The following is a 24058-nucleotide window of genomic DNA, read 5'->3' on the forward strand; positions in this document are numbered from 1 at the left end:
GGTGGGGGTCCCGCGGGGCTAGCGGCCGAGCAGCGCGTCGACCCGGCGGAGCAGCTCCCGCGGACTGAACGGCTTGATCACGTAGTCGTCGGCGCCGGCGGCGAACCCCGCGTCGACCTCGGCGTCGCGGGCCCGGGCGGTGAGCAGCAGGGCGCGGCAGTCCGCGGGGCCCTCCCCGTCACGCAGCCGGCGCAGGACGTCGAGTCCGGAGAGCCCGGGCATCATGACGTCGAGGATCGCCAGCGCCGGCTCGAAGCTCGTGATCGCCTCCAGGGCCTCGAACCCGTCCCGGGCCGCGCGCACCTCGTACCCGGCGTTGGAGAGTTTGAAGGCGACAAGCTCGCGGATGTCCTCGTCGTCGTCGGCGATCACTACCCGCGGTCCTGCGCCACTCATTTCCCACCCTTGTTCGTCGACGATCGTCGAGTCGACCTTATAGGCAGATGTGAACGCGGGTAGTCACTCTCCCCGGAACTCGGGCCTCCGCTTCTCCGCGAAGGCCCGCGGGCCCTCCTTTGCGTCGGCGGAGGCGAACACCCGCCCGCCCACCTCGGCGTCGACCTTGAAGGCCTCCTCCTCGTGCATTCCCTCGGTCCGACGGATCGTTTCGATCATCCCCTGGACGGCGAGCGGGCCGTTGGCGGCGATGGCCTCGGCGATCTCCAGCGCCTTGTCCAGGGCGGAGCCGTCGTCGACCACGTGGCCGATGAGGCCGAACCGCTCGGCCTCCTCGGCGGACAGGTGACGGCCGGTCATGAGGACCTCCATCGCCACGGTGTACGGGATCTGGCGGACCAGGCGCACCGCGGAGCCGCCCAGGGGGTACAGGCCCCAGCGCGCCTCGGAGACACCGAACTTCGCCGACCGGCCGGCCACGCGGATGTCGGTGCCCTGGAGGATCTCGGTGCCGCCGGCGATGGCGGGGCCCTCGACCGCGGCGATGAGCGGCTTGCTCAACCGGCGCCCCTTGAGCAGGGCGGGCAGCCTGGTGAGGTCCCAGCCGCCGCCCGCGAACTTGTCGCCCGGAGCGTCGTTGTTCATCGCCTTGAGGTCCGCGCCCGCGCAGAAGTAGCCGCCCGCGCCGGTGAGGATGCACGCCCGGATGTCCGGGTCGGAGTCCACGAGGTCCCAGGCGGCCTCCATGCCACGCATCATCGGGCCCGACAGGGCGTTACGCGCCTCGGGACGGTTCATGGTGACGATCAGGACATGCCCACGCCGCTCCGTGAGCAGGTGCTGGTCCTCCGGGGTGACGGTCGTGGTCATGGGACCTCCTGCGGGATGTTTTCAGGACGCGATCGAATGTAACCCACACCACGCGGGCGGAACAGGTTCTACTTTAGGGCCATGGCGTACACCATCGGGGATCTCGTAGAGCACAGCGTGGACCGCGTACCGGACAGGCTCGTCCTCGTCCAGGGGGAGCGGTCCTTCACGTTCAAGGAGCTGGAGGAGCGGGCCAACCGGCTCGCGCACCACCTTCAGTCCGTGGGCGTGGGACCGGACGACAAGGTCGCGGTCTACAGTCGCAACACCATCGAGGCCGTGGAGGCCATGGTGGCGATCTTCAAGATCCGCGCCGTCATGGTCAACGTGAACTTCCGCTACATGTCCGCGGAACTCGAGTACCTGCTCGACAACTCCGACGCCGTGGCGGTGATCCACGAGCGGCGGTACTCGGACGTCCTCGAGCAGACCCTGCCCCGGACGCCGGGCGTGCGGCACTGTCTGGTCGTCGAGGACGGCACCGACGGGTTCGACCCGGCCGCTCCCGAGAACGTCACGGTCGCGCACTACGACGAGGCGCTGGCGGCGCAGTCGCCCGAGCGCGACTTCGGTGAGCGGTCGAACGACGACATCTACATGCTCTACACCGGCGGCACCACGGGTTCGCCCAAGGGCGTGATGTGGCGCCAGGAGGACGTCTTCATGGTCCTCGGCGGCGGCATCGACTTCCTCACCGGCGAACGCGTGGCCGACGAGTGGGAGCTCGCGAAAAAGGCGGTCGAGGGCGGCGTGCTCGTCCGGTGCGCGCTGCCGCCGCTCATCCACGGCGGCGCGCAGTGGGCGATCCTCATGGCGCTGTTCGCCGGGCACACCAACGTGCTCATCCCGGAGTTCGACCCCGAGGTGGTCTGGCAGGCCGTGACGGACCACAAGATCAACCTCATGTTCATCACGGGAGACGCGATGGCGCGGCCGATGATCGAGGCGTGGGACCCGGAGAGGTACGACGCGTCGTCGCTGTTCTACCTCGGCTCCTCGGCGGCCCTCTTCTCCCCGTCGGTCAAGGACCAGTTCGTGGACGCCTTCCCCAACGCGATGATCTCGGATTCGATCGGCTCCTCGGAGACCGGGTTCTCGGGCATCGCGCTGGCGGAGAAGGGCAAGACCCACACCGGCGGGCCGCGGGTGAAGATCGACGGCGAGACCACCGTCCTCGACGCCGACGGCAACGAGGTCGAGCCCGGCTCGGACGTCATCGGCAAGGTGGCGCGCACCGGCCACATCCCGCTGGGCTACTACAAGGACGAGGCCAAGACCGCCGAGACGTTCAAGACGTTCAACGGCAAGCGCTACGCCATCCCCGGGGATGACGCCCGCGTTGAGGCCGACGGCACCGTCACGATGCTCGGCCGGGGTTCGGTCTCCATCAACACCGGCGGCGAGAAGGTGCACCCAGAGGAGGTCGAGGCCGCGCTCAAGACGCATCCCGACGTCTTCGACGCCCTGGTGATCGGCGTCCCCGATGAGCGGATGGGCCACAAGGTCGCCGCGGTGCTGCACACCCGCGACGGGCAGTGCCCGCCGATCGAGGAGCTCAACGAGTACGCGCGCAAGGAGATCGCCCGGTACAAGTGCCCGCGCGCGCTGTGGGTCGAATCGTCGGTCAAGCGCAACCCCGCCGGCAAACCCGACTACCGCTGGGCCGCGGAGATCGCCGCGTCCCGTCCCGCCGACGACAGCCAGGAGATCAGCAAGTGAGCATTCGTACCTCTCTCACCGAGCAGTTCGGGATCGAGTACCCGATCTTCGCGTTCACCCCGTCCAAGGCGGTCGCTGCCGCCGTGACCCGCGCCGGCGGGATGGGGGTGCTCGGCTGCGTGCGGTACAACGACGCGGCGGAGCTCGACGAGGTCCTGACCTGGATGGACGAGAACACCGACGGTAAGCCGTACGGCGTGGACATCGTCATGCCCAACAAGGTGCCCACCGAGGGCAGCCCCGAGGACATCGCGGCGATGATCCCCGAGGAGCACAAGTCCTTCGTCAACCGCGTCCTCGACGACCTCGGGGTGCCGCCGCTGGGTGACGACGCCGCCAAGAACGCCGGCGTCCTCGGCTGGCTTCACTCGGTCGCGCAGTCCCACGTGGAGATGTCGCTCAAGCACCGGCCGGTGCTCGTGGCCAACGCCCTCGGGTCCCCGCCGAAGCACATCATCGACCTCGCCCACGAAAACGGGCTGAAGGTCGCCGCGCTGGCCGGCGCGACCAAGCACGCCCTGGCGCACGTCGAGAACGGGGTGGACATCGTCATCGCCCAGGGCGGCGAGGCCGGCGGCCACACCGGTGAGGTCGCGACGATGGTGCTCGTGCCCGAGATCGTCCGGGCCCTCGACGGTCGCGCCCCCGTGCTGGCCGCCGGCGGGATCGGCGACGGGACGCAGGTCGCGGCGGTCGTCGGCATGGGGGCGCAGGGCGCCTGGATGGGGTCGCGCTGGCTCACCGCCTCCGAGTACGGCGAGGACGGCGGGTCCAAGGCGATGCAGAAGGCGCTGGTCGCGGCGACCAGCCGGGACACCGTCCGCACCCGCATCTACTCCGGGAAGCCCGCCCGCCTGCTCAAGAGCAAGTGGACCGAGGCGTGGGCGGCCGCCGACGCCCCGGAGCCGCTGCCCATGCCGCTGCAGAACCTGCTCGTCGCCGAGGCCCACCAGCGGATCTCCGAGGCGCAGGACCCCGAGGTCGTGGCCATGCCGGCCGGACAGATCATCGGCTCGCTCGACGGTGTGGTCCCGGTCGCCGAGACCATGGCGCAGATCGTCTCGGAGTACGAGGCGGCCGTCGAGCGCCTGCGCGGCACGCTCGGCTGACCCGCCCACCGGAATCCGCTACCTCGAATCCGGATCCGCTACCTCTCTGGGAGTAGCGAATCCGGATCCGGGGTAGCGGATTTCGCGTTGCGGCACCTGTGGCCGGGGAACCGGCGTCGTCAGCTCCCCAGCACGAACAGCAGCATCGCGGCCCAGTGGCACGCGAACGCGACCGCGGTGCACGCATGAAAGATCTCGTGGAATCCGAAGACGCCCGGTGACGGGTTCGGGCGCTTGAGCCCGTAGACCACCGCGCCGCCGGTGTAGGCGACGCCGCCCACGAGTACCAGGATGACGGCGGCGAGGTCTGCCTCGATGAGGTCGCCGGCGAACCACACGGCGGTCCAGCCCAGGACGATGTACAGCACCACGTAGAGCCACCGTGGCGCGGAGAGCCAGAACAGCCGGAACGCGATCCCGAGCAGCGCCCCCGTCCACACGATCGACAACAGGATCGTGCTCGCCGGAGCCTCGAGCGCCGCCACCGTCATCGGTGTGTACGTCCCGGCGATGAGCAGAAAGATGTTGGAGTGGTCCAGGCGCCGCAGCACCGCTGACGCCTTCGGTCCCCAGTTCCACCGGTGGTACAGCGCGGAGATGCCGAACAGCAGCGACGAGGTGGCCAGGAACACCGCACACGCCCAGGTCAGGGCGGTGCCCTCCGCCAGGACCGTGAGCACCACGCCCAGCGCGATCGCGACCGGCAGGGTGCCGGCGTGGATCCAGCCGCGCAGCAGCGGCTTGGGCGGGACCGGGGCGGGGACGCCGAAGTCGTCGGCGGGTTCGACGGCGACGGGATCGGGCTGCTCGGCGGTGCCGGCGGCGGTACGCGGGTCGGTGTTCAGGGCGGGGTCCACGTCATGAAACCTACCGAGGTCGTCACACGGGGGTGAAGGCCTCCGCGCCGTCGGGGCGGACCCAGACCCGGTCCCCGGCGGGCTCCGTCCCCAGCGAGGTGAGATCCCGGGCCCGGAACTTGAAGCTGGCGGTCCTCGGCAGCGCCGACGTGACCCGCAGCAGCGACGGCCGCTGCTTGGGGCCCAGGTCGGGTTGGGCGGCGAGGAAACCGGCGAACCCGTCGGCGAGCGCGCTGACATCGGCGCCCTCGCGGGGCACCACCCCCGCGGCCACGGCGTCGCCGATGGCGGCCGGGCCGCGCACCGTCGCCGCAGGCACGGCGTACACGCCGACCTCGGCCACATCGGGATGACGCCGCAGGACGCGTTCGATCGGCGCGGCCGCCAGATTCTCCCCGTCCACCCGCATCCATCCACCGGACCGGCCCGCGAAGTAGACCCACCCGTCGTCGACATAGGCGAGGTCACCGGAGTGGAAGCGGCCCCCGCGCATGCGTTCGGCGTCGGCGGCCGGATCGCCCCAGTAGCCGGCGAACAGTCCGGGTCCGTCGGCGACCATCTCGCCCACGGCCTCCTCGGCGTTGAGCAGGACGCCGGCATCGTCGAAGCGGGCGCGCGGGCACTCCTCGCCGGTCTCGGGGTTCACGACGAGCACCCCGGCCGGAAGCGGTCCGAGCGCGGCGTCAGGGGTCTCGGGCGTGCGGGTGACGGAGATGCCGCCCTCACTCGAGCCGAACCCGTCGACCACGGTCACGCCGAAGCGGCGGGCGAACTCGCGGCGCACGTCGGCGGGGGCCTCGTTGCCGTAGACGACACGCATGGGGTTGTCGGCGTCGTCGGGCCGCTCGGGGGTGGCGAGGATGTAGGACAGGGGCGCGCCGACGTAGTTGGCGAACGTGCACCCGTGGCGCCGGACGTCGTCGAGCCAGTTGGACGCGGAGAACCGGCGGCGGAGCGCGATGGAGCAGCCGGAGAACAGGGCGATCGGCCAGGCGACCATGACGGCGTTGGAGTGGAACAGCGGCATCGCGCTGTAGACGCAGTCGTTGGTGCCGATACCGAACCGTTCGGCGAGCATGCGGCCGGGCACGGAGATCTTGTTCTGCGTGATCCGCACGGCCTTGGGGTCGCCGCTGGTGCCGGAGGTGAAGACCAGTGCGACGAGGTCGTCGGGACCGGTGGGCACGTCCGTGACCGCGGGGAGCGCGGCGTCGACGTGACGGTCGAGCAGCGCGGCCCACTCGGGGGAGTCCACGTTGACCACCGGGATACCGGGGTCGAGGCCGTCGAGGAGCGCCTCGTTGTCGGCGTCGGTGAGGATGAGCGCGCAGTCCGCGAGCGCCGCGTCGCGCAGGAGCGCCTCGCCGCGGCGCGTGGGGTTGAGGCCCGCCACGACGATCTCCGAACACGCCGCCGCACCGAGCAGGTGGAGGTACTCGGGCGTGCCAGCCATGAGGAGACCGATGTGGGGTGCGCGCGCCGGTGAGGACGACGACGAGGCCATCAGTTCCCGCAGCGCCGCGATCCGCACGGCCGACGCGCGGACGGCGTCCGACCAGGGCGTGAGCCGGTCGTCGGACCAGATGCCGCGGTCGCCGACGGCGGCCAAGGCGTGGACGGCGTCGGCGACGGAGGTGAACGGACGGGCCGCGACGTCGGCGATGGTCTGGACCGTGCTGCTGCTCATGCGGAGAACTCCCAGGGGTCGCCGTGGACGGCGAGCACGTCGCCGAGGTCGAGAAGTTGTCGGGTCGCGCCTCCGAGCCGGAACTCGTTCGCCTTGGCGGCGAGGAAGTAGCGGTGCGCGGGTTCGGAGCGGTCCAGACCGACGCCGCCGTGAACGTGGACGGCGGTGTGCGCGAGTCGGTGACCGGCCTCGCAGGCCCAGAAGTGGGCGGAGGCCACGGCCGCGTGGGCGGTGGCGCCCGGGGCGCCCGCGCAGGCGTCGAGCTCGTAGGCCGCGCGCAGGGTGGACAGCCGGACCGCGTCGACGTCGATCGACCCGTCGGCCAGGCGCGCGGCAACCGCCTGGAAGGTGCCGATGGGGCGCCCGAACTGGTGGCGCGTGGTGGCGAACGCGGCGGTGCGTTGGAGCGCGGCCTCGATGACACCCCACTGGTGCGCGGCCAGGTGCACGCGGCGGCGCAGGGCGTCGAACTCCGCGGCCGGGCCCGCGAGGGCGGAGGCGGGCTCCGGCTCGCCGGTGACGAGGCCCGCGCAGGAGAAGTCGACGGGGACGGTCCGCTCCACGGTCACCGCGGTGCGGTCGGACACGTGCAGCCCGTCGGCGGAGGGGCGGACGATGACGTCCGCGATCGGCGCCCAGTCGACCTCCGGCGAGGCGCCGGGCCCGCCGTCCGCGACCGCGGCTATCTGACGGCCCTCGGCGACCGCGGAGGCGCGCTCCCCGGCACCGGCCGCGTCCAGCAGGTGGGCCGCACGGACCGCTGGGGAGAGGGGGACGGGCGCGAGCACTCGGCCCAGTTCGCGCAGGACTAGCGCTTCGCCCACCACGCCGAGCCCGGCGCCGCCGAGTCGCTCGGGGGCCAGGGCCGCGGGCACACCGGCCCGGACGAGCTCGTCCCAGAACCGGGCGTGGAAGCGGGCTGAGTCCTTATCCGTTCCGCCGGACTCGGTGCCGGGGCCGAACCGGGCGTCGAGCTCGCGCAGCGACTCGTCCGTGACCAGACGCTCACCCATGTCGCGGACGAGGGCGGTCAGTTCCGAGGTGGTGTCGTCGACGGAGAAATCCATGTCAGCGCTCCTTCCGGGATCCGGCGCCTGTGGCCGCGGGGGAGACCCGGGGCGCCGGCGGCAGCCCCAGGCCGGCGGTGGCGATGATGTCGCGCTGCACCTCGTTGGTGCCGCCGCCGAAGGTGAGGATGAGGGCCGAACGGTGCAGCCGCTCGATGCGCCCGTGCAGGGCGGCGGTGGGGGAGTGCGCGCGCTGGTAGCCGCTCGATCCGAGCACCTCCATGAGCAGGCGGTAGGCCTCGCAGGCCGTCTCCGTCCCGTACACCTTGGTCGCCGACGCGGCGATGCGCGTGGGCGCGGCGGTGTCGGCGGAGACGATCTCCCAGTTGCGCAGCGCCAGATACTCGGCCATCGCGTGGACGCGGGCCAGGTGAGCGCGGACCCATTCGATCTCGATCACCGGACCGTCGCCGGGCAGACCCACGTGCGCGGCGGGCGTCGTGCGCGCCCAGTCCACCACCTGCCGGAGCGAGGCCTGGAGCGGGCCGGCCGAGGTCAGAGCCACCCGCTCGTGGTTGAGCTGGTTGGTCATGAGCGGCCAGCCGCCGTGCTCAGGGCCCACGAGGTTGCTCGCGGGGACGACCACGTCCTGGTAGTAGGTGGCGCTGGTGTCCGGGCCGGCCATCGTGTGCACGGGGGTCCAGGAGAAACCCTCGGCATCGGTGGGTACGACGATCATCGAGATGCCCTTGTGGCGCGGAGCGTCCGGATCCGTGCGCGCGGCCAGCCAGATCCAGTCGGCGTAGGCCACCAGGGACGTCCACATCTTCTGGCCGTTGATCCGGTAGACGTCCTGCCCCTCGAACCCGCCGGTGCCGGGCTCGCGCACCGCGCGCGTGCGCAGGGAGGCCAGGTCGGTTCCGGAGTCGGGCTCGGAGTAACCGATACCGAAGTGCAGTTCGCCGCGGCTGATCCGGGGCAGGAAGTAGTTCTTCTGCTCGTCGGAGCCGAACGCCATGATGGTCGGCGCCACCGAGTTGATGGTCAGGAACGGGACCGGCACGCCGGCGATCGCGGCCTCGTCGGTGAAGATGAGCTGGTCGATCATCGGCCGGTTCTTCCCACCGAACTCCTCCGGCCACCCGAGCGTGAGCCAGCCGTCGCGGCCCATCTCCGCCACGATCTCGCGGTACGCGTCGCCGTGTCCGTACTCGCCGGTGGTGGAGGTGAACGCCTCGCGCCGCTCAGGGGTCATGAGCGCGGCGAAGTACTCGCGCAGCTCTCCGCGCAGACGCTCCTGGTCGGGGGTGTAGGTGATGTCCATGGGCCCTGTATTCGTCATCGACAGTGGAACGTGTTCCAATTATGCCGACCACGCTAACACCGCCGAACGCGTTCGTGGAGATCTCCTCGGCCGGTCGACCGGTCGGGAACCAACGCGGAGTAAGAACACGTTCTAGTGTCCTGGGCCACATACTATCGGGTCAGACCGGCGGTACCGAGGCTGCCGGACCGGCTGAGGAGGACGGACATGAGGATCGAAGTCGATCCCGACCGCTGTGAAGGGCAGGCCGTGTGTGTCGGCCTGGCGCCCAAGGTGTTCGAGTTGGGCGACGACGACGAGGTCGTCCGCGTGGTCGTGGACGAGGTGCCCGCCGAGCTCGAGAAGCGGGCCCGCAAGGCAGTGGAGAAGTGCCCGATGGCGGCGCTCGAGATCAAGGAGTGACATCACTATGACGCAGCAGTCCCTGGACGCCGATCTGTCGCTGGACGGGCGGGTCGCCGTCGTGACCGGGTCGGGCTCCGGTCTCGGTGCCGCGGAGGCGGTCGAGCTGGCCCGTTCCGGCGCGGCGGCGGTCGTCATCAACGACATCCGGTCCTCCGAGGCCACGGACTCGGTGATCGCGGACATCGAGGCCGCCGGCGCCAGGGCGGAGCTCGTCGTGGGCGACGTCTCCGAGCGGGAGACCGCGGACGCCATGGTATCGGCCGCGCTCGGGCTGGGCGGGCTGCACGTCGTGGTGAACAACGCGGGCATCACCCGCGACAAGATGCTGTTCAACATGTCGGACGAGGATTTCGACGCGGTGGTCAAGGTGCACCTGCGCGGGCACTTCCTGCTGACCCGTAACGCGGCCGCCCACTGGCGGGCCGAGAGCAAGAAGGCGGAGGGGCCCGTCTTCGGGCGACTGATCAACACCTCGTCCGAGGCCGGGCTCTTCGGCCCTCCCGGGCAGGCGAACTACGGTGCGGCCAAGGCGGGTATCACGGCCCTGACCCTGTCCGCGGCCCGGGTGCTCGAGCGCATCGGGTGCACGGCCAACGCGATCGCGCCGCGCGGCCGCACCGGTATGACCGAGGGTGTCTTCGAGGCGTGGGACGAGTCAGAGGGACCGGACCCGCTCTCCCCGGATCGTGTCGCCGACCTCGTGTCGTACCTGGCCTCGCCGGCGGCGGCACAGGTCAACGGCCAGCTGTTCGTGGTATACGGCGGGATGGTGGCCCTCGTCGAGGCGCCCGTGGTCGAGAAGCGGTTCGACGCCGCCGGCGGTGTGTGGGATCGCCGCGAGATCGCCGATGCGGTCTCCGGGCACTGGTCAGGCCGCCCGGAGGGCAAGTCCTTCTCCGCCGCGGAGATCATGAAGCTCTGACCCGGGCCCCGACCCGTGGGACGTCCCCGGTGTGATCGCGAGTCGATCACACCGGGGACGACTTGTATCCCCACCTGCCGTGTTAGATTCCCCGGACACTGCAGGCGGGGCCTCCGGACGGGGGTGAGGGGAAGCCCTTGCCACATAGAACGCGTTCTAGATACTGTGTAACCGCTATCACACCGAAATGGTCACTTGTTCAGCGGTTCGGCTCGCGTGGCCCGGTGTCGCGTGGTCCGGGGGGATGACAGACAGAAGGGGGCACCAATGGCGAGAGTCCTCGATGCACCGCTCAAGGGCATCGGCGAGTTCTTCGCCATGACCCTCGACACGTTCGTCTCCTTCCCTTCGATCGTCCGCCAGGGCCGCGAGTTCATCGAGCAGTCCTGGTTCATCGCCCGCGTGTCGACCATGGCCACCGTGCTCGTGGCCATCCCGTTCACGGTCCTGGTGAGCTTCACCCTCAACATCCTGCTGCGTGAGATCGGCGCGGCCGACCTGTCGGGAGCCGGCGCCGCGCTGGGTGCCGTCACCCAGGTCGGGCCGATGGTCACCGTCCTCATCGTCGCGGGCGCGGGGGCGACCGCCATCTGTGCCGACCTCGGCGCGCGCACCATCCGCGAGGAGATCGACGCGATGGAGGTGCTGGGGATCGACCCGGTGAAGCGGCTCGTCGTGCCGCGCGTGGCGGCCTCGACGTTCGTCGCGCTGTTGCTCAACGGGCTGGTGTGCACGATCGGCATCCTCGGCGGCTTCCTGTTCTCCGTGCTGCTGCAGGGCGTCAACCCGGGCGCCTTCGTCAACGGCATCACCCTCCTGACCGGGCTCGGCGAGCTGATCCTCGCGCAGATCAAGGCCGGCGTGTTCGGGATGCTGGCGGGGCTCGTCGCCTGCTACAAGGGGCTCTACGTCCGCGGCGGGCCGAAGGAGGTCGGCAGCGCGGTCAACGAGACCGTCGTCTTCGCCTTCATGTGCCTGTTCGTGGTCAACACCGTCATCACCGCCGTCGGCGTCAAGGTCCTGGGGGCGTGACATGGCGGTGATCGAGACCGCCCGGTTCCCGCGACTGTCACGGGCCCGGAACTCCGCGGTCAAGAGCTTCGACGACTTCGGCGACCACGCGCTGTTCTTCTGGCGCGCGCTGGTGGCGACGCCGCGCGCGCTGACCCAGTACCCCAAGGAGACCCTCCGGCTGATCGCCGAGATCGCGATGGGGACGGGCGCGCTGGCGATGATCGGCGGCACCGTCGTGATCGTCGCCTTCCTCACCCTCGCCACCGGCGGCGTGATCGCCGTCCAGGGCTTCTCGTCTCTCACGGACGTGGGCGTGGAGGCGCTCACCGGGTTCTTCGCCGCCTTCATCAACGTCCGGATCGCGGCGCCCGTGATCGCGGGCATCGGGCTCGCGGCGACGATCGGGGCCGGCGCGACGGCACAACTGGGCGCGATGCGGGTCTCCGAGGAGATCGACGCCCTCGAGGTCATGGCGATCGACTCGATCACCTACCTGGTCTCCACCCGCATCGTCGCGGGGATGATCGCGGTGGTGCCGCTGTACTCGCTGGCCGTGATCGCGTCGTTCCTCGCCAGCCGGTTCGCGACGGTGGAGATCTACGGCCAGTCGGGCGGCGTCTACGACCACTACTTCTCGACGTTCCTCATCCCGACGGACATCCTGTGGTCCTTCGTACAGGCCATCGCCATGGCTATCACGATCATGCTCATCCACACCTACTACGGCTACAACGCGGCCGGTGGCCCCGCCGGTGTCGGCTCGGCCGTCGGCAACGCGGTGCGCACCTCGCTCATCGCCGTGGTGACCGTGACCCTTCTCGTCTCGCTCGCGATCTACGGCGGAGACGGCAACTTCAACCTGTCGGGATAGGAGACGGACATGGCGAGGACGGTGAGTCAGAGCGACACCGGGCCCAGGCGCATCGCGGGCGCGTGCCTCGCGGTGTTCCTCGTCGCGGTGATCGCGCTGTCCCTCCTGCTGTTCGGCCGGGCGTTCGACGACCGCGTGCCGTTGACGGTGCGCAGCGACCGCGCGGGACTGGTCATGGAGGCGGACGCGAAGGTCCGGTCCCGCGGTGTGGAGATCGGCAACGTCACCGACATCCGGCAGGAGTTCGACGGCGCGACGATAGAGATCGAGGTCGACCCGGCCGCGCTCGAGGCCGTCCCGTCCAACGCGGTGGTGTCCATCGGCTCCAACACCGTCTTCGGCGCCAAGTCCGTGGACTTCGAACCGCCGGCCGTCCCGGCACCGACGCCGCTGGCAGCGGGCGCGGTCGTGGAGACCTCGCGGGTCACCACGGAGGTCAACACCCTGTTCGAGGACCTGTCCGACCTGCTCCTGGCGATCGAGCCGGAGAAGCTCAACGCCACGCTCGGCGCGGTCTCCGGGGCGGTGGACGGACGCGGCGAGCAGGTCGGCCGGACGATCACCGACCTGCGCTCCTACCTCGAGGAGATCAACCCGCAGATCGAGGCGCTCCAGCGGGATCTGGCCAAGGGGTCGCGCGTGGCCAACCTCTACGCCGACGTCACGCCGGACATCATGCGGCTGCTCGACTCGGGTACGGACGTCGGCGCCAACGTGGTCAACAACCAGGCCCGGTTCGAGCAGCTCCTCGCCGCGTCCATCGGGACGGGGGAGACCGGGAAGCGGCTGTTGGCCGAGAACGGCGACGAGCTCGTCAAGACGCTGTCCGATCTCCGCGCGTCGACGAGTCTGCTCTACGAGTACTCGCCGATGGTCACCTGTCTGATCGTCGGTCTGAACCAGGGCGTCGAGGGCGCGATGTCGGCGTTCGGTGGTAAGGACCAGCCCGGCCTCGTGTTCAAGGCCGGCTTCCAGCAGGGCGCCCGCGCGTACGAGTACCCCAAGGACCTGCCGAAGGTCAACGCGAGCACCGGTCCCAACTGCTACGGACTGCCGTTCCCGGACCCCGAGGCCCACACTCCCTTCATCGTCACCGACACCGGATCCAACCCCGTGGAGGGCATGCCCGACGTGTTCACCTCTCGACCCGCCCCGCTGTTCGGCCCGCTGCGGCCCACGGAGCCGGGCCAGCCCGCGCCGCCGACCCTGCTCCAGGTCATGCTCGGCATGGACGGGGAGACCCCGTGAGCGCCGCGCGCGCATCGACGCGCGGAGGCAGGGCGACACTGGTCAAGCTCGCCATCTTCACCACCGTCATGGCGCTCGTGCTGGCCGCGCTCGTCGTGGTGTTCAGTGAGTACCGGTCGGGGGACTACGAGCGGTACAACGCCGCGTTCACCGACGTCTCCGGGTTGGAGACCGGGGACAAGGTGCGCATCGCGGGCGTCGAGGTCGGCAAGGTCGACCGTATCGACCTCGCGGAGGGCAACACCGCCGACGTGCGTTTCACCGTCGCCGGGGACCAGATCGTCCACGTCAGCACCGAAGCCGTCGTGCGCTACGAGAATCTCACCGGAGACCGCTACCTCGAGCTCCGGCGGGGCGAGGGGGACCAGTCGCCGCTCGAGCCGGGTGGCTCGCTGCCGATCTCCCAGACCTCGCCCGCTCTCGACCTCGACGCGCTGCTCGGCGGGTTCCGGCCGCTTTTCCGGGCCCTCGACCCCGGTCAGGTCAACCAGCTGTCGGAGTCCATTGTCAAGGTGTTCCAGGGGGAGGCCGGAACCGTCCAGGACCTGCTGGCCTCGACGTCGTCCCTCACGCAGACCATCGCCGACCGCGACCAGCTGATCGGGGACGTCATCACCAACCTCAACGCGGTGCTCACGACGGTCGCGGACAACCAGGAGAACGTCGACACGATCGTCGACGACCTCCAGCAGCTCGTCTCCGGCCTGTCCGCCAACTCGAACCAGATCGGCGAGTCCGTCACCCGACTCAACGACGCGAGCGCCAACATGACGACCCTCCTGTCCGACGTCCGGCCCGCCCTGCGGGAGGACGTCGCCCAGATCGACCGCGTGGCCCAGTTGATCAACGAGGACGAGCCGTTCGTGGAGAACGTCATCAACCGGCTGCCGAGCGACTTCGAGAAGATGGGCCGGCTCGGCATCTACGGCAGCTTCTTCCAGTTCTACCTCTGCGGCGTGATCGTGCAGATCACGAACCCGGCCACGGGCAAGGGTGTCTACCTGCCGCAGTACGAGCAGACGACGGGACGGTGTTCGTTCCCCGATGAGTGACAACACGGACATGACGCCGCCCAAGGCGCCCCGGGGCCAGCTCCGGTTCCGCGACCGCGACCCGGTCAGGACCGGCATCTGGGGCGCGGTCGGGGTGGTCGTCCTCATGGGTGTCTCCCTGAACTACGACCGCATCCCGTACGTCAACGGCATGCGCGGGGCGACGGCGTACGTGGCCGACGCCGCCGGGCTCGACACCGGCGACGAGGTCCAGGTCGCGGGTATGGCGGTGGGGTCGGTCCGCGGGATCGATCTCGACGGGGACCGTGTCCGGGTCCGATTCGACATCGACACCGACGTCGCCCTCGGAGCGGACACCACGGCCCAGATCAAGACCGATTCGATCCTCGGGCGCCGCGCCCTCGGCGTCTACTCCGACGGCCGCGGCGAGCTCGAGGACAACACGATCCCGCTCGAGAAGACCTCGGTCCCGTACTCGCTGACCTCCGCCCTCGGCGATCTCAGCGACACGGTGGAGGCCATGGACACCGACAAGGTCGACGAGGCGCTGACCGTGCTCGCGGAGACCATGGAGGGATCGTCCCCCGAGGTCCGCGGCGCCATCGACGGCATCACCCGGCTGTCGCGGTCCCTCAACGAGCGTGACGAGGCCGTCCGGGAGTTGCTCGACAAGGCGGCCGGGACGACGGATGTGCTGGGCAGGCGCAGTGACCAGATCAACCAGCTGATGGTCGACGGAAACACGCTGTTCGTCCAGCTCGACCTGCGCCGGCGCGCGCTGAGCGAGTTGATCGTCAACATCGACGAGCTCTCGCGCCAGCTCTCGGGCGTCGTACAGGACAACGAGGCGCAGCTCGGGCCCGCGCTCGACAAGCTCGAGCGGGTCACCGACCTGCTCATCCGCAACAAGGACGACATCGATCTGGGACTGCGCCGGATCATCCCGTTCTCCACGGCCCTCAGCGAGGCCGTCGCCTCCGGACCGTGGTTCAACGCCTACGTCTCCAACCTGTCGATTGGCCAGTACCAGCAGACCATCCTCCGTGATCTCATGCCGCTCATCGACGATCGTGTCCAGCCCGAGCCCGGGCTCGTCACCGAACCGACCCTTCCGGGATACCCGGGCTTGACCTTCATGGACCAGCACCCCGGTTGGGGCGAGAAGAGGTTGCCCCGATGAGCCGATTCCTGTCCTCCACAGCCGGCAAGGTGGTGGCGCTGCTCGCCGTGGTGGCGCTCGTCGTCGGCGCGGTGTGGCTGCTCACCGGCCGCACCAAGACGATCACCGCCTTCTTCGAGTCCACCCGGGGCGTCTACGAGGACGACACGGTCCGCGTGCTGGGCGTGCGGGTCGGCCGGATCACCGACATCACCACCGAGGACGGCCTGTCCAAGGTGACGATGAAGGTCGACCGCGACGTCGAGATCCCCGCGGACGCCAACGCCCTGCTCGTGGCGCAGTCGCTCGTCGCGGAGCGCTTCGTGCAGCTCACCCCCGCCTTCACCGGCGGGGAGGAGATGGCCGACGGCGGGACGATCCCCGTCGAGCGCACGGCGGTGCCCGTCGAGTGGGACGGGGTCAAGGAACAGCTCATGAAGCTGTCCACCGCGCTCAGCCCGGCCGCGGGCGAGCAGACCGGCCCGCTCGGGGAGTTCGTCGAGTCGGCGGACGCGATGTTCGACGGCAACGGGGCCGAGATCCGCGACGCGCTCAGCGAGGTGTCGCAGACCATGTCGATCCTGTCCGACGGTCGCGAGAACCTCTTCACCACTCTCAAGAACCTGCAGCTGTTCGTCACGGCGCTGTCCCAGAGCGAGGAGCAGATCGTCTCATTCGGCGGTCGTCTCGCCAGCGTGTCACAGGTCCTGGGCGACCAGACCGGCGACATCGACGCCGCCCTGCGCGACCTCGACCTCGCGGTGATGGACATCAACCGCTTCCTGGAGAACCACGGGGACCGCGTCACGACCGCCGTCGACAAACTCGGCCGGGCCACCGAGGTCGTCCGCGACCGCCGGGCCGAGCTCGAGGGCGTGCTCCACGTGGGACCGACCGCGATGGCCAACTTCTACAACATCTACCGCCCGTACCAGGGAGTGCTGAACGGCGTGCTGGCCATGAACCAGATGGCGAACCCGACCAACTTCATCTGCGGCGCCATCGCCGGCCTGGCCAACAACCGGGCCGAGTCCGACGCCCAGCTGTGCGCGCAGTACATGGGTCCGCTGTTCAACTCGTTGACCTCCAACTACCCCTACGGTGCCGTCACCCCGCCCATCACCCCGACCGCGGAGCCGCACCAGATCGTCCAGGGGCAGAAGCCGGGGACCCAGACGCCGCCTGGGGTGCAGCCCGTGTCGGACCGGCCCGACCCGCTCGTCAACGTGGTCAACCGCGGCGACGACCTCACCGGCACCCTCCTCGTGACGGGGGGCGCGTGATGAGCGACAGGACGCACCGCTCCCGCGCCCTCGCCGCGGGGGCCCTCGGCGGGATCGTCCTGCTCACCGGCGCCGGCTGCGCGTGGGACGGTCTCAACTCGCTGCCGCTACCCGGTGCGCAGGGCAACGGTGACGGGGCCTACGAGATCACGATCGAGATGCCGAACGTCACCACCATCACCCGCAACTCGCCGGTCCGGGTCAACGATGTCAACGTCGGGTCCATCACCGCGATGCGTGTCGAGGACTACACGGCGATCGTCACGGTCTCGCTCAACGAGGACGTCCGGCTCCCCGCCAACGCGCACGCCAAGATCGGCCAGACCAGCCTCCTCGGGTCGCAGCACCTCGAGCTCTTCCCGCCCCCGGACGGCGACGAGCAGGGCACGTTGTCGGCCGGGGACGTCATCCCCCTGGAGCGGGCGGGCGTGTACCCGACCACCGAGCAGACGCTCTCGGCGCTGTCGGTCGTGCTCACCGATGGCGGCCTGGCCCAGTTCGAGACCATCGCGAAGGAGTTCAACACGGCCCTCGACGGTCGCGAGCTGGACACCAGGGAGGTCATCAACCAGCTGGAGACCACCGTCAGCGGTCTGGACGACCAGCGGGCCGACATCATCGCGGCCATGGAAGGGCTGGACCGGCTGGCTCGTCAGATCGACGAACAGAACGACACCCTGGCCAGGGCGCTGGCGCAGATGCCGGAGGCGGTGTCGCTGGTCAACGGCCAGAAACAGCAGCTCACCACAGCGCTCGTCTCGCTCGGCGACTTCGGTAACAAGGCCAACCAGATCATCGACGCGGGCGGCGGGCAGGATCTCGTGGACAACCTCCGCGACATCACCCCGGTCCTCGAGGGCCTCGCCAACGCTGGCCGCGACATGACCCGGGTGATGAGCTCCCTGATCACCTTCCCGTTCCCGCAGGCGGGCATCGACAACTTCCTGCGCGGCGACTACGCCAACCTCTACATCCACGCCGACGCGACGATGCCGCGACTGGCCGAATCGCTCCTGCTGGGCACCGAGTTCGGCAACAGGATGGCCGGGGTCGAGGGGTACCTGGGCCTCGCGCCCAACCCGCTGGCCAGCGCGGACCCGTTCTCACTGGACATCCCGCGCCCGGACCCGCAGGCGGATCCGTACGCTGCGCCCGACCTCGCCGCCGGCGGCGATCCGGCGGCACCCGGTCCCGATGACCCCGCGGCGCCCGGGCCCGGCGGGGGCGGTCCGGACGCAGCGACCGAGGAGGCTCCCCGATGACCCGGCTCGTGCGCATCCAGCTGACCGTCTTCGCCGTGGTCACCGTCGTCTCGCTGGCGATCATGTCGATCGTCTACCTACAGCTGCCGCGCGCGCTCGGATGGCAGCGGACCGACGTCGCGCTCCAGATGCCGGACACCGGCGGCCTGTACAGGAACGCCAACGTGTCCTACCTGGGCAGCACCATCGGGCGGGTGGACTCCGTGACCCTCACACCCGCCGGCGTCGTGGCCGAGCTGCACTTCGACTCGGGAGCTGACGTTCCCGAGAACGTCCGCGCCGAGATCCGTAGCGTCTCCGCGGTCGGCGAGCAGTTCGTGGAGTTCGTCCCCGACGGGCAGCCGGGGGGCGAACTCGCCGACGGCACCGTGCTCGGGCCGGACCGGGTCGTCATGCCCCAGGGGATCGGACCCGTATTGGACCAGGCGACCGTCCTCATGGCCTCGATCGCCGACGCCAAGATGCGGCGCGTCATCTCCGAGTCCTTCGACGCGTTCAACGGCTCCGCGCGCGACCTCCAGCGGTTCCTCGACTCCGCGCAGCTGCTGCTCGAGGAGGCGCGGAACAACACGGACGTGACCCGGCAGCTCATCGCCGACGCGGAGCCCGTGTTGGACTCCCAGCTGCGCTCGTCGGACTCGATCCGGGCGTGGACGCGGAACCTCGCCGACATCACCGATCAGCTGCGCACCAACGAGCCGCAGCTGACCTCGATCATGGAGCGCGGGCCCGATGCCCTGGGACGGGCCACGAAGGCCCTCAACGATCTGCAGCCGACGATGCCGGTGCTCGTGGCCAACCTGGTCAGCGTCGGCGAGGTCGGCGTGGTCTACAACCGCTCGCTCGAGCAGCTGCTGGTGATCTACCCGGCGCTCGTGTCCTCGCTCATCACTGCGATCAACGGCGCCAAGGACACCGGCGAGATCAAGGTGGACTTCAACCTCCAGATCAACGAGACACCGCCGTGCACCACCGGCTTCCTGCCCGCCGAGCAACGCCGGTCCCCGGCGGACCTGTCGGTGCCGCCGCTGCTCAACGGCATCTACTGCAAGGTCCCCAAGGACTCCCAGACCGCCGTCCGCGGTGCCCGCAACCTGCCGTGTATGGAGTATCCCGGCCGCCGCGCCGCGTCTCCGGCCGAGTGCGCGGCCGACGACTACGTCCCGGAGGGCATCAACCCGCCGGACACCAGCGAGGTGGGACCGCCGGGGAACAACCCGAACGCCTACAACGTGGTGCCGTCCTCGGACACCGGCGAGCGTGAGGTCCGTACGTCCGCCGCGGTGTACGACCCCGCCACCGGCGAGTACCTGGGCGCTGACGGCAAGACGTATCGTCAGCTGAACGTGGGCACCACCGACCGGCTGTCCGCGGACGCCGCCCTCGCCGACATCCTGACGAACGGAGTGACCTAGTGCCGCAGCCGGACCAGACCCCCGCCGGAGGTGGGCGGACCGGACTGACCGTGGTCGCGGTGATCGCGGCCGTCTGCCTCGTCGCGGCGCTCGTCGCCACCGGACTGTGGGTGAGCGAACGCAACGCCGCCGCCTCGGTCCGCGCCGACCGGGCGTCCGCCGCCGAGCTGGACACCTCGTACCGCGACTTCGCCACCACCGTCATGACCAAGCTCATGACCATCAGGCAGGAGACCCTGTCGGAGGACGTGGACGAGATCGTCGGACTGATCGAAGGCGACTTCTCCGAGCAGTTCGCGCCCCGCCGCGACTCCTACGAGGAGGTCGTCAAGACCACCAACGTCGTCGCCGACGGCGTGGTGACGGCGGCCGCGGTCGAGCACTCCTACCCCGACCGGGCCGAGGTGATCATGGCCATCGACCAGACCATCGGCAATCCGAAGTCCGACGAGGACCAGGACCGCCAGTACCGCGTCCGCGTGACCGTCAACCGGCACGACGACGGCCAGATGAAGGTGTCGGGAGTGAACTTCATCCCATGAGCAATCCGAACTCCGACATGCGCGCCGCCCGCCGCGCCCAGCGCGAAGCCGAACGCGCCGCGCGCGCCCAGCGTAAGGCCGACGCCGCGCGGGAGCGCGCCCTCGCGGCCGCCCGCGCCGGCGGTCTCTTCGAGGGGATGTCGGCCATGCCCCGGACCGAGACCGCTGAGGCAGTCGACACTTCTGAGGTCGCCGGGACCGCCGGGTCCACCGGGGACACGGGAGCCACCGGGACCGCCGCTGCACCGGCCGCCGCCCGGGCCCCGCTCGACCCGGCCCGCCGGCGCACCCTGATCACGGCCCTGTCGGTGCTGTCGGTCCTCCTCGTCGTCGTCGCCGGTCTCGCGACCTGGCAGTACGTCGAGGCGCGTGGGGCCACGGCCACCGAACAGCGGATCGCGGACGCGCCCCGCGCGGCCACCGACGCGGCGCGCGAGATCACCACCCAGATGTTCACCTACGACCACCGGACGGTCGACGCCGACCTCGCCGCCGTGCGCGACCGGCTCGCGGATCCGGCCCTGACGGAGTTCGTCGAACAGTCCATGCCGACCGTCGCCTCGGCCGCCAAGCAGCAGGAGGCCACCGTCTACGCGACCGTCGCCGCCGCCGCCCCGCAGGAGGTCGTGGACGCCGATCACGTCACCGTGCTGGTCATGCTCAACCGCATGGTCTCCACCAAGGAGAACCCCGAGGCCGCGAGCTCGGCGTCGCGGCTGAGCGTGGCCATGGAGCGTCAGGACGGGACGTGGAAGCTGGCCGAACTGGAGGCGCTGTAGGAGCCCCGCGCTCGGCTCCACGGCCGCGGCGGGAGGCTAGTCGCCGGACGTCGCGTCGAGCGTCTGGAAGAAGCGGCGGGCCCACGCGTGGACGTCGTTGCCCAGCACCTGGCGACGCAGGGTGCGCATGCGGCGGCGACGCTCCTCCGCAGAGTCGTTGACCGCGGTCATGATGGCGTCCTTGACGCCGTCGAGGTCATGGGGATTGCACAGGTACGCCTGGCGCAACTCCGCGGCCGCGCCGGCGAACTCGCTCAGCACCAGCGCACCGTCGCCGTCCGTGCACGAGGCCACGTACTCCTTGGCGACCAGGTTCATGCCGTCGCGCACCGGCGTGACCAGCATGACGTCGGCGGCAGCGTAGAACGCCGTCAGTTCCGACTTCGGAACCGGCCGGTGGATGTACGTCACCACCGGGTGCCCGATCTCGCCGAACGACCCGTTGATGCGGCCGACCGACTCCTCGATCCGCGACCGCATGATCTGGTACTGCTCGACGCGCTCGCGGCTCGGCGTGGCCAACTGGAGCAGGGTGACGTCCGAGGGCTCCAGACGGCCCTCCTCGAACAGCTCCTCCAGCGCCCGCAGGCGGACGTCGATGCCCTTGGTGTAGTCCAGCCGGTCGACGCCCAGCATCAGCACCCGCGGTGACCCCAGCTCCTCGCGCAGGCGGGTGGCACGGGCGCGGGTCTCGCGGCTGCGCGCGGTGGCGTCGACGGACGCGGAGTCGATGGAGATCGGGAAGGCGCCGACCCGCACCATGCGGTCCCCGACGCGGATCTCGGAGGCACGGCCCCGGGCGGAGCGCAGCCGCACGGAGGGGTGGCCGCGCAGCCGGCTGGCGAGGATCCGGAAGTTGTCCGCCCCGCCGGACAGGTGGAAACCGACCAGGTCGGCGCCGAGCATGCCCTCGACGAGTTCGGTCCGCCACGGCAGCTGCATGAACAGCTCGACGGGCGGGAACGGGATGTGGAGGAAGAACCCGATGGTCAGGTCGGGGCGCAGCTCGCGCAGCAGCGCGGGCACCAGCAGCAGCTGGTAGTCCTGCACCCAGACCGTCGCGCCCTCCGCGGCGGCCTCGGCCGTGGCCTCGGCGAAGCGCGTGTTGACCTCGCGGTAGGCGTTCCACCACTCGCGGTGGTACTCGGGCGGCACCACGACGTCGTGGAAGAGGGGCCACAGCGTGCCGTTGGAGAAGCCCTCGTAGTAGAGCTCGACGTCCTGCGCGGACAGTGTCACCGAGTGGAGACGGATGCCGTCCGCGTCGAACGGCTCGGGAGAGGCGTCCGGGACGCCGGGCCACCCGACCCAGGCGCCGTCGTTGGCCTTGAGGATCGACTCGAGCGCCGTGACGAGGCCACCGGGGCTGGCTTTCCAGTGCTCGGTGCCGTCCCGATCGATGACGAGGTCCACGGGGAGGCGGTTGGCGACGACGACGAAGTCGGCTCCCGCTCCGGTCGACGTCTGCCCGGTACCGCTCGTCATCCGCGTGCCCTCGTTTCGAGTCGTCGTGCTCTGCCTACTCCGCGTCCGCCGTCACCTGCGGTTCCGGGCCGATCCCCAGCATGTCGAGGAGCATCCGGCACTCGTCCGCGTCGGCCGAGTACGAGGCCACGACCCGGCGAGCCTGATCGGCGGTCTCGTCGGCGACAGGCTCCAGATCGTCGAGTTCGGGTTCCTTGCTGGCGGCGGCGGATGCCATCGGTGTCCTCCTGGGGTCGGTGGGGGACGAGGGCGCCGGGTGGCGGCGTCGTCCGCGGCCGATTCTACGTCACTGGTCGGCGGCGGCCGACCGACGCAGATTGCGGGTGACCCACTCACCGAACACGATCCCGGCGGCCAACGCCACCGCGATCGCCAACGCCTGGAACATCAGCCCCAGGCCGATGCCCGTCTGATCGCTCGTCAGCGCGGACAGGCCGCGGTACACCGACAGGCCCGGCAGGAACGGGGTGATGCCGGCGATGGTGACGACCAGCGGCGGGACGGTCGCGATACGGGCGAGGATGCCGCCGATCAGGCCCATGAAGCACGCGGCGAGCGCCGACCCGACGACCACGCCCAGGCCGGTGGCGATGACGCCCTGGTAGATGAGCATGCCCATCGATCCGACCCCTGCCGCGAGCCACGTCGCCCGGACGGTCGCGTAGCTGGCCACCGCGAACCCGGCCGCGCCGACCCCGGCCGCGAGCACGGCCACGTGGACGGCGGCGTTCCCGGCGATCGACGGGTCGATCGGGGGAGGGGCGAACCCGAGGCGGGCGAAGGCGGCCAGGGCGATGGTGATGCCGCCCATGACACCACCGGTCATGATCAGCGTCTCGACCCCGCGGCCGGCGGAGGTCACGGGGAAGCCGGTGATGGCGTCTTCGATGGCGCCGACGAGGGTCAGCCCGGCGAGGAGCACGATGATCCCCGCCGCCACGAGCTGTGACGGCTGGATCTCGATGAAGTTGTCGCTCAGGGCCGCGTATCCGGCCAGCGCCCACCCCGCGGCGATGAACCCGCCCACGACCTGTTGGAAGAAGGACGGGAGCCGGTGACGGTCCAGGAACCGGTTGGCGTACATGAGGGCGAACGTCGAGACCATCGAGATGAGCCCCGCCAGCGGGCTGCCGCCGAGCTGGATGACGACCGCGCAGCCGAGCATCGCCCATCCCAGCACGGCGACCCGGAACGAGTGCGGGTGCGGCGAGGCGACGATCTTGTCGACCTCCGCCGTGGCCTGGTCGACGGTGAGCTGGCGGCGCACGATGAGGTCGATCAGCCGCGACACGCGGGTCACCCGCGTCATGTCGACGGTCCGGTAGTTGACCACGCGGATCACCGAGATCGGTGGCCTACCGCGGCGACGGTTGACGCCGATGGTCAGCGACGTGAAGGTGACCTCGACCGTGGCCCCGGGGAGGCCGAAGGCGGCCGCCACCGACTCGGCCTGGGCGACGGTGTCCGCAGCGCCCTCACCGGACGAGAGCAGGATCCCGCCGATCTCGAGGGCGAGGTTGAGCACGTCGGTGACCGCGCCGTCGTCGTCGAGGTCGACCGGCGCCATGGGGGACAGGGGCGGCTCGACCGCCAGATCCATGGTGGATTTGCGCAGATTCAGCCACGCCAGCGGGCGGGTGAACGGTGCGGGTGCGTCGCGGGTCTCCACGGTGCACACCGTAGTCAAGGGC

Annotated in this window: 23 protein-coding genes; 14 read left to right on the forward strand and 9 right to left on the reverse strand. The window is 70.3% G+C overall.

The window, feature by feature from the left end:
- Positions 1-18: 18 nt before the first annotated feature.
- Together A6035_RS03745 and A6035_RS03750 are read right to left on the reverse strand one after the other, a co-directional pair.
- On the reverse strand, positions 19-396 hold the full coding sequence (locus A6035_RS03745) for a response regulator transcription factor (RefSeq protein ID WP_108846676.1): 378 nt from the start codon (positions 394-396) through the stop codon (positions 19-21).
- 63 nt (positions 397-459) lie between these two features.
- Complete coding sequence (locus tag A6035_RS03750; RefSeq protein WP_108846677.1) at positions 460-1266, reverse strand: crotonase/enoyl-CoA hydratase family protein; 807 nt, start codon at positions 1264-1266, stop codon at positions 460-462.
- 81 nt (positions 1267-1347) lie between these two features.
- Here A6035_RS03750 and A6035_RS03755 point away from each other — a divergent pair, with 81 nt between their 5' ends.
- Both A6035_RS03755 and A6035_RS03760 read left to right on the forward strand, forming a co-directional pair.
- Positions 1348-2985, forward strand: a complete 1638-nt coding sequence (locus A6035_RS03755) for an acyl-CoA synthetase (RefSeq protein WP_108846678.1) — start codon at positions 1348-1350, stop codon at positions 2983-2985.
- A 2-nt stretch (positions 2986-2987) separates the two neighbouring features.
- Positions 2988-4094 (forward strand): NAD(P)H-dependent flavin oxidoreductase, encoded by a 1107-nt coding sequence (locus A6035_RS03760; RefSeq protein ID WP_200836338.1) that lies wholly within the window; start codon positions 2988-2990, stop codon positions 4092-4094.
- A 119-nt stretch (positions 4095-4213) separates the two neighbouring features.
- Here the strand turns inward: A6035_RS03760 and trhA are convergent, their stop codons facing one another.
- Genes trhA through A6035_RS03780 form a run of 4 tightly spaced genes read right to left on the reverse strand, consistent with a single transcriptional unit; the run spans position 4214 to position 8969 of the window.
- On the reverse strand, positions 4214-4951 hold the full coding sequence (gene trhA / locus A6035_RS03765; RefSeq protein WP_200836336.1) for a PAQR family membrane homeostasis protein TrhA: 738 nt from the start codon (positions 4949-4951) through the stop codon (positions 4214-4216).
- 22 nt (positions 4952-4973) lie between these two features.
- On the reverse strand, positions 4974-6638 hold the full coding sequence (locus tag A6035_RS03770) for an AMP-binding protein (protein ID WP_108846680.1): 1665 nt from the start codon (positions 6636-6638) through the stop codon (positions 4974-4976).
- A complete protein-coding gene (locus tag A6035_RS03775) occupies positions 6635-7705 on the reverse strand; it encodes an acyl-CoA dehydrogenase family protein (protein ID WP_108846681.1) in 1071 nt (356 codons plus the stop codon). Before A6035_RS03775 ends, A6035_RS03770 begins: the two co-directional genes overlap by 4 nt.
- 1 nt (position 7706) lies before the next feature.
- Positions 7707-8969 carry an acyl-CoA dehydrogenase family protein gene (locus tag A6035_RS03780; RefSeq protein ID WP_108846682.1) on the reverse strand — a complete coding sequence of 421 codons (1263 nt, stop codon included), beginning with the start codon at positions 8967-8969 and terminating at the stop codon, positions 7707-7709.
- A 207-nt stretch (positions 8970-9176) separates the two neighbouring features.
- Between A6035_RS03780 and A6035_RS03785 the strand changes: the two genes are divergently transcribed.
- From A6035_RS03785 to A6035_RS03840, 12 genes are all read left to right on the forward strand, one after another.
- On the forward strand, positions 9177-9371 hold the full coding sequence (locus A6035_RS03785; RefSeq protein WP_007626833.1) for a ferredoxin: 195 nt from the start codon (positions 9177-9179) through the stop codon (positions 9369-9371).
- A gap of 7 nt (positions 9372-9378) precedes the next feature.
- Complete coding sequence (locus A6035_RS03790) at positions 9379-10296, forward strand: 3-oxoacyl-ACP reductase (protein ID WP_108846683.1); 918 nt, start codon at positions 9379-9381, stop codon at positions 10294-10296.
- Positions 10297-10563: 267 nt separating this feature from the next.
- Entirely contained in the window at positions 10564-11328 is a 765-nt protein-coding gene (locus tag A6035_RS03795; protein ID WP_007626831.1) for an MlaE family ABC transporter permease, read from the forward strand.
- A 1-nt stretch (position 11329) separates the two neighbouring features.
- On the forward strand, positions 11330-12181 hold the full coding sequence (locus A6035_RS03800) for an MlaE family ABC transporter permease (protein ID WP_063972958.1): 852 nt from the start codon (positions 11330-11332) through the stop codon (positions 12179-12181).
- A 9-nt stretch (positions 12182-12190) separates the two neighbouring features.
- The gene (locus A6035_RS03805; protein ID WP_108846684.1) at positions 12191-13429 is read left to right on the forward strand and encodes an MCE family protein; all 1239 of its coding nucleotides are present in this window, start codon (positions 12191-12193) and stop codon (positions 13427-13429) included.
- On the forward strand, positions 13426-14481 hold the full coding sequence (locus A6035_RS03810; protein ID WP_108846685.1) for an MCE family protein: 1056 nt from the start codon (positions 13426-13428) through the stop codon (positions 14479-14481). Before A6035_RS03805 ends, A6035_RS03810 begins: the two co-directional genes overlap by 4 nt.
- Positions 14474-15622, forward strand: coding sequence for an MCE family protein (locus A6035_RS03815; RefSeq protein WP_108846686.1), 1149 nt, complete (start codon positions 14474-14476; stop codon positions 15620-15622). The genes A6035_RS03810 and A6035_RS03815 overlap by 8 nt, the downstream gene beginning before the upstream one ends.
- A complete protein-coding gene (locus tag A6035_RS03820; RefSeq protein ID WP_108846687.1) occupies positions 15619-16884 on the forward strand; it encodes an MCE family protein in 1266 nt (421 codons plus the stop codon). The genes A6035_RS03815 and A6035_RS03820 overlap by 4 nt, the downstream gene beginning before the upstream one ends.
- Positions 16884-18146, forward strand: coding sequence for an MCE family protein (locus A6035_RS03825; RefSeq protein WP_108849062.1), 1263 nt, complete (start codon positions 16884-16886; stop codon positions 18144-18146). The genes A6035_RS03820 and A6035_RS03825 overlap by 1 nt, the downstream gene beginning before the upstream one ends.
- Positions 18143-19561, forward strand: a complete 1419-nt coding sequence (locus A6035_RS03830; RefSeq protein ID WP_108846688.1) for an MCE family protein — start codon at positions 18143-18145, stop codon at positions 19559-19561. Before A6035_RS03825 ends, A6035_RS03830 begins: the two co-directional genes overlap by 4 nt.
- Positions 19561-20103, forward strand: a complete 543-nt coding sequence (locus A6035_RS03835) for a hypothetical protein (RefSeq protein WP_108846689.1) — start codon at positions 19561-19563, stop codon at positions 20101-20103. Before A6035_RS03830 ends, A6035_RS03835 begins: the two co-directional genes overlap by 1 nt.
- Positions 20100-20882, forward strand: a complete 783-nt coding sequence (locus A6035_RS03840; RefSeq protein WP_108846690.1) for a hypothetical protein — start codon at positions 20100-20102, stop codon at positions 20880-20882. Before A6035_RS03835 ends, A6035_RS03840 begins: the two co-directional genes overlap by 4 nt.
- 36 nt (positions 20883-20918) lie before the next feature.
- Here the strand turns inward: A6035_RS03840 and A6035_RS03845 are convergent, their stop codons facing one another.
- The 3 genes from A6035_RS03845 to A6035_RS03855 form a co-directional block, all read right to left on the reverse strand.
- Complete coding sequence (locus tag A6035_RS03845) at positions 20919-22367, reverse strand: alpha,alpha-trehalose-phosphate synthase (UDP-forming) (protein WP_108846691.1); 1449 nt, start codon at positions 22365-22367, stop codon at positions 20919-20921.
- 34 nt (positions 22368-22401) lie between these two features.
- The gene (locus tag A6035_RS03850) at positions 22402-22584 is read right to left on the reverse strand and encodes a hypothetical protein (protein WP_007633643.1); all 183 of its coding nucleotides are present in this window, start codon (positions 22582-22584) and stop codon (positions 22402-22404) included.
- A 69-nt stretch (positions 22585-22653) separates the two neighbouring features.
- Positions 22654-24036: a threonine/serine exporter family protein gene (locus A6035_RS03855; protein ID WP_235026807.1), complete on the reverse strand. Its 1383-nt coding sequence runs from the start codon at positions 24034-24036 to the stop codon at positions 22654-22656.
- Positions 24037-24058: the final 22 nt, after the last annotated feature.

Source organism: Dietzia lutea (assembly GCF_003096075.1).
GTDB classification, from domain to species: Bacteria; Actinomycetota; Actinomycetes; order Mycobacteriales; family Mycobacteriaceae; genus Dietzia; species Dietzia lutea.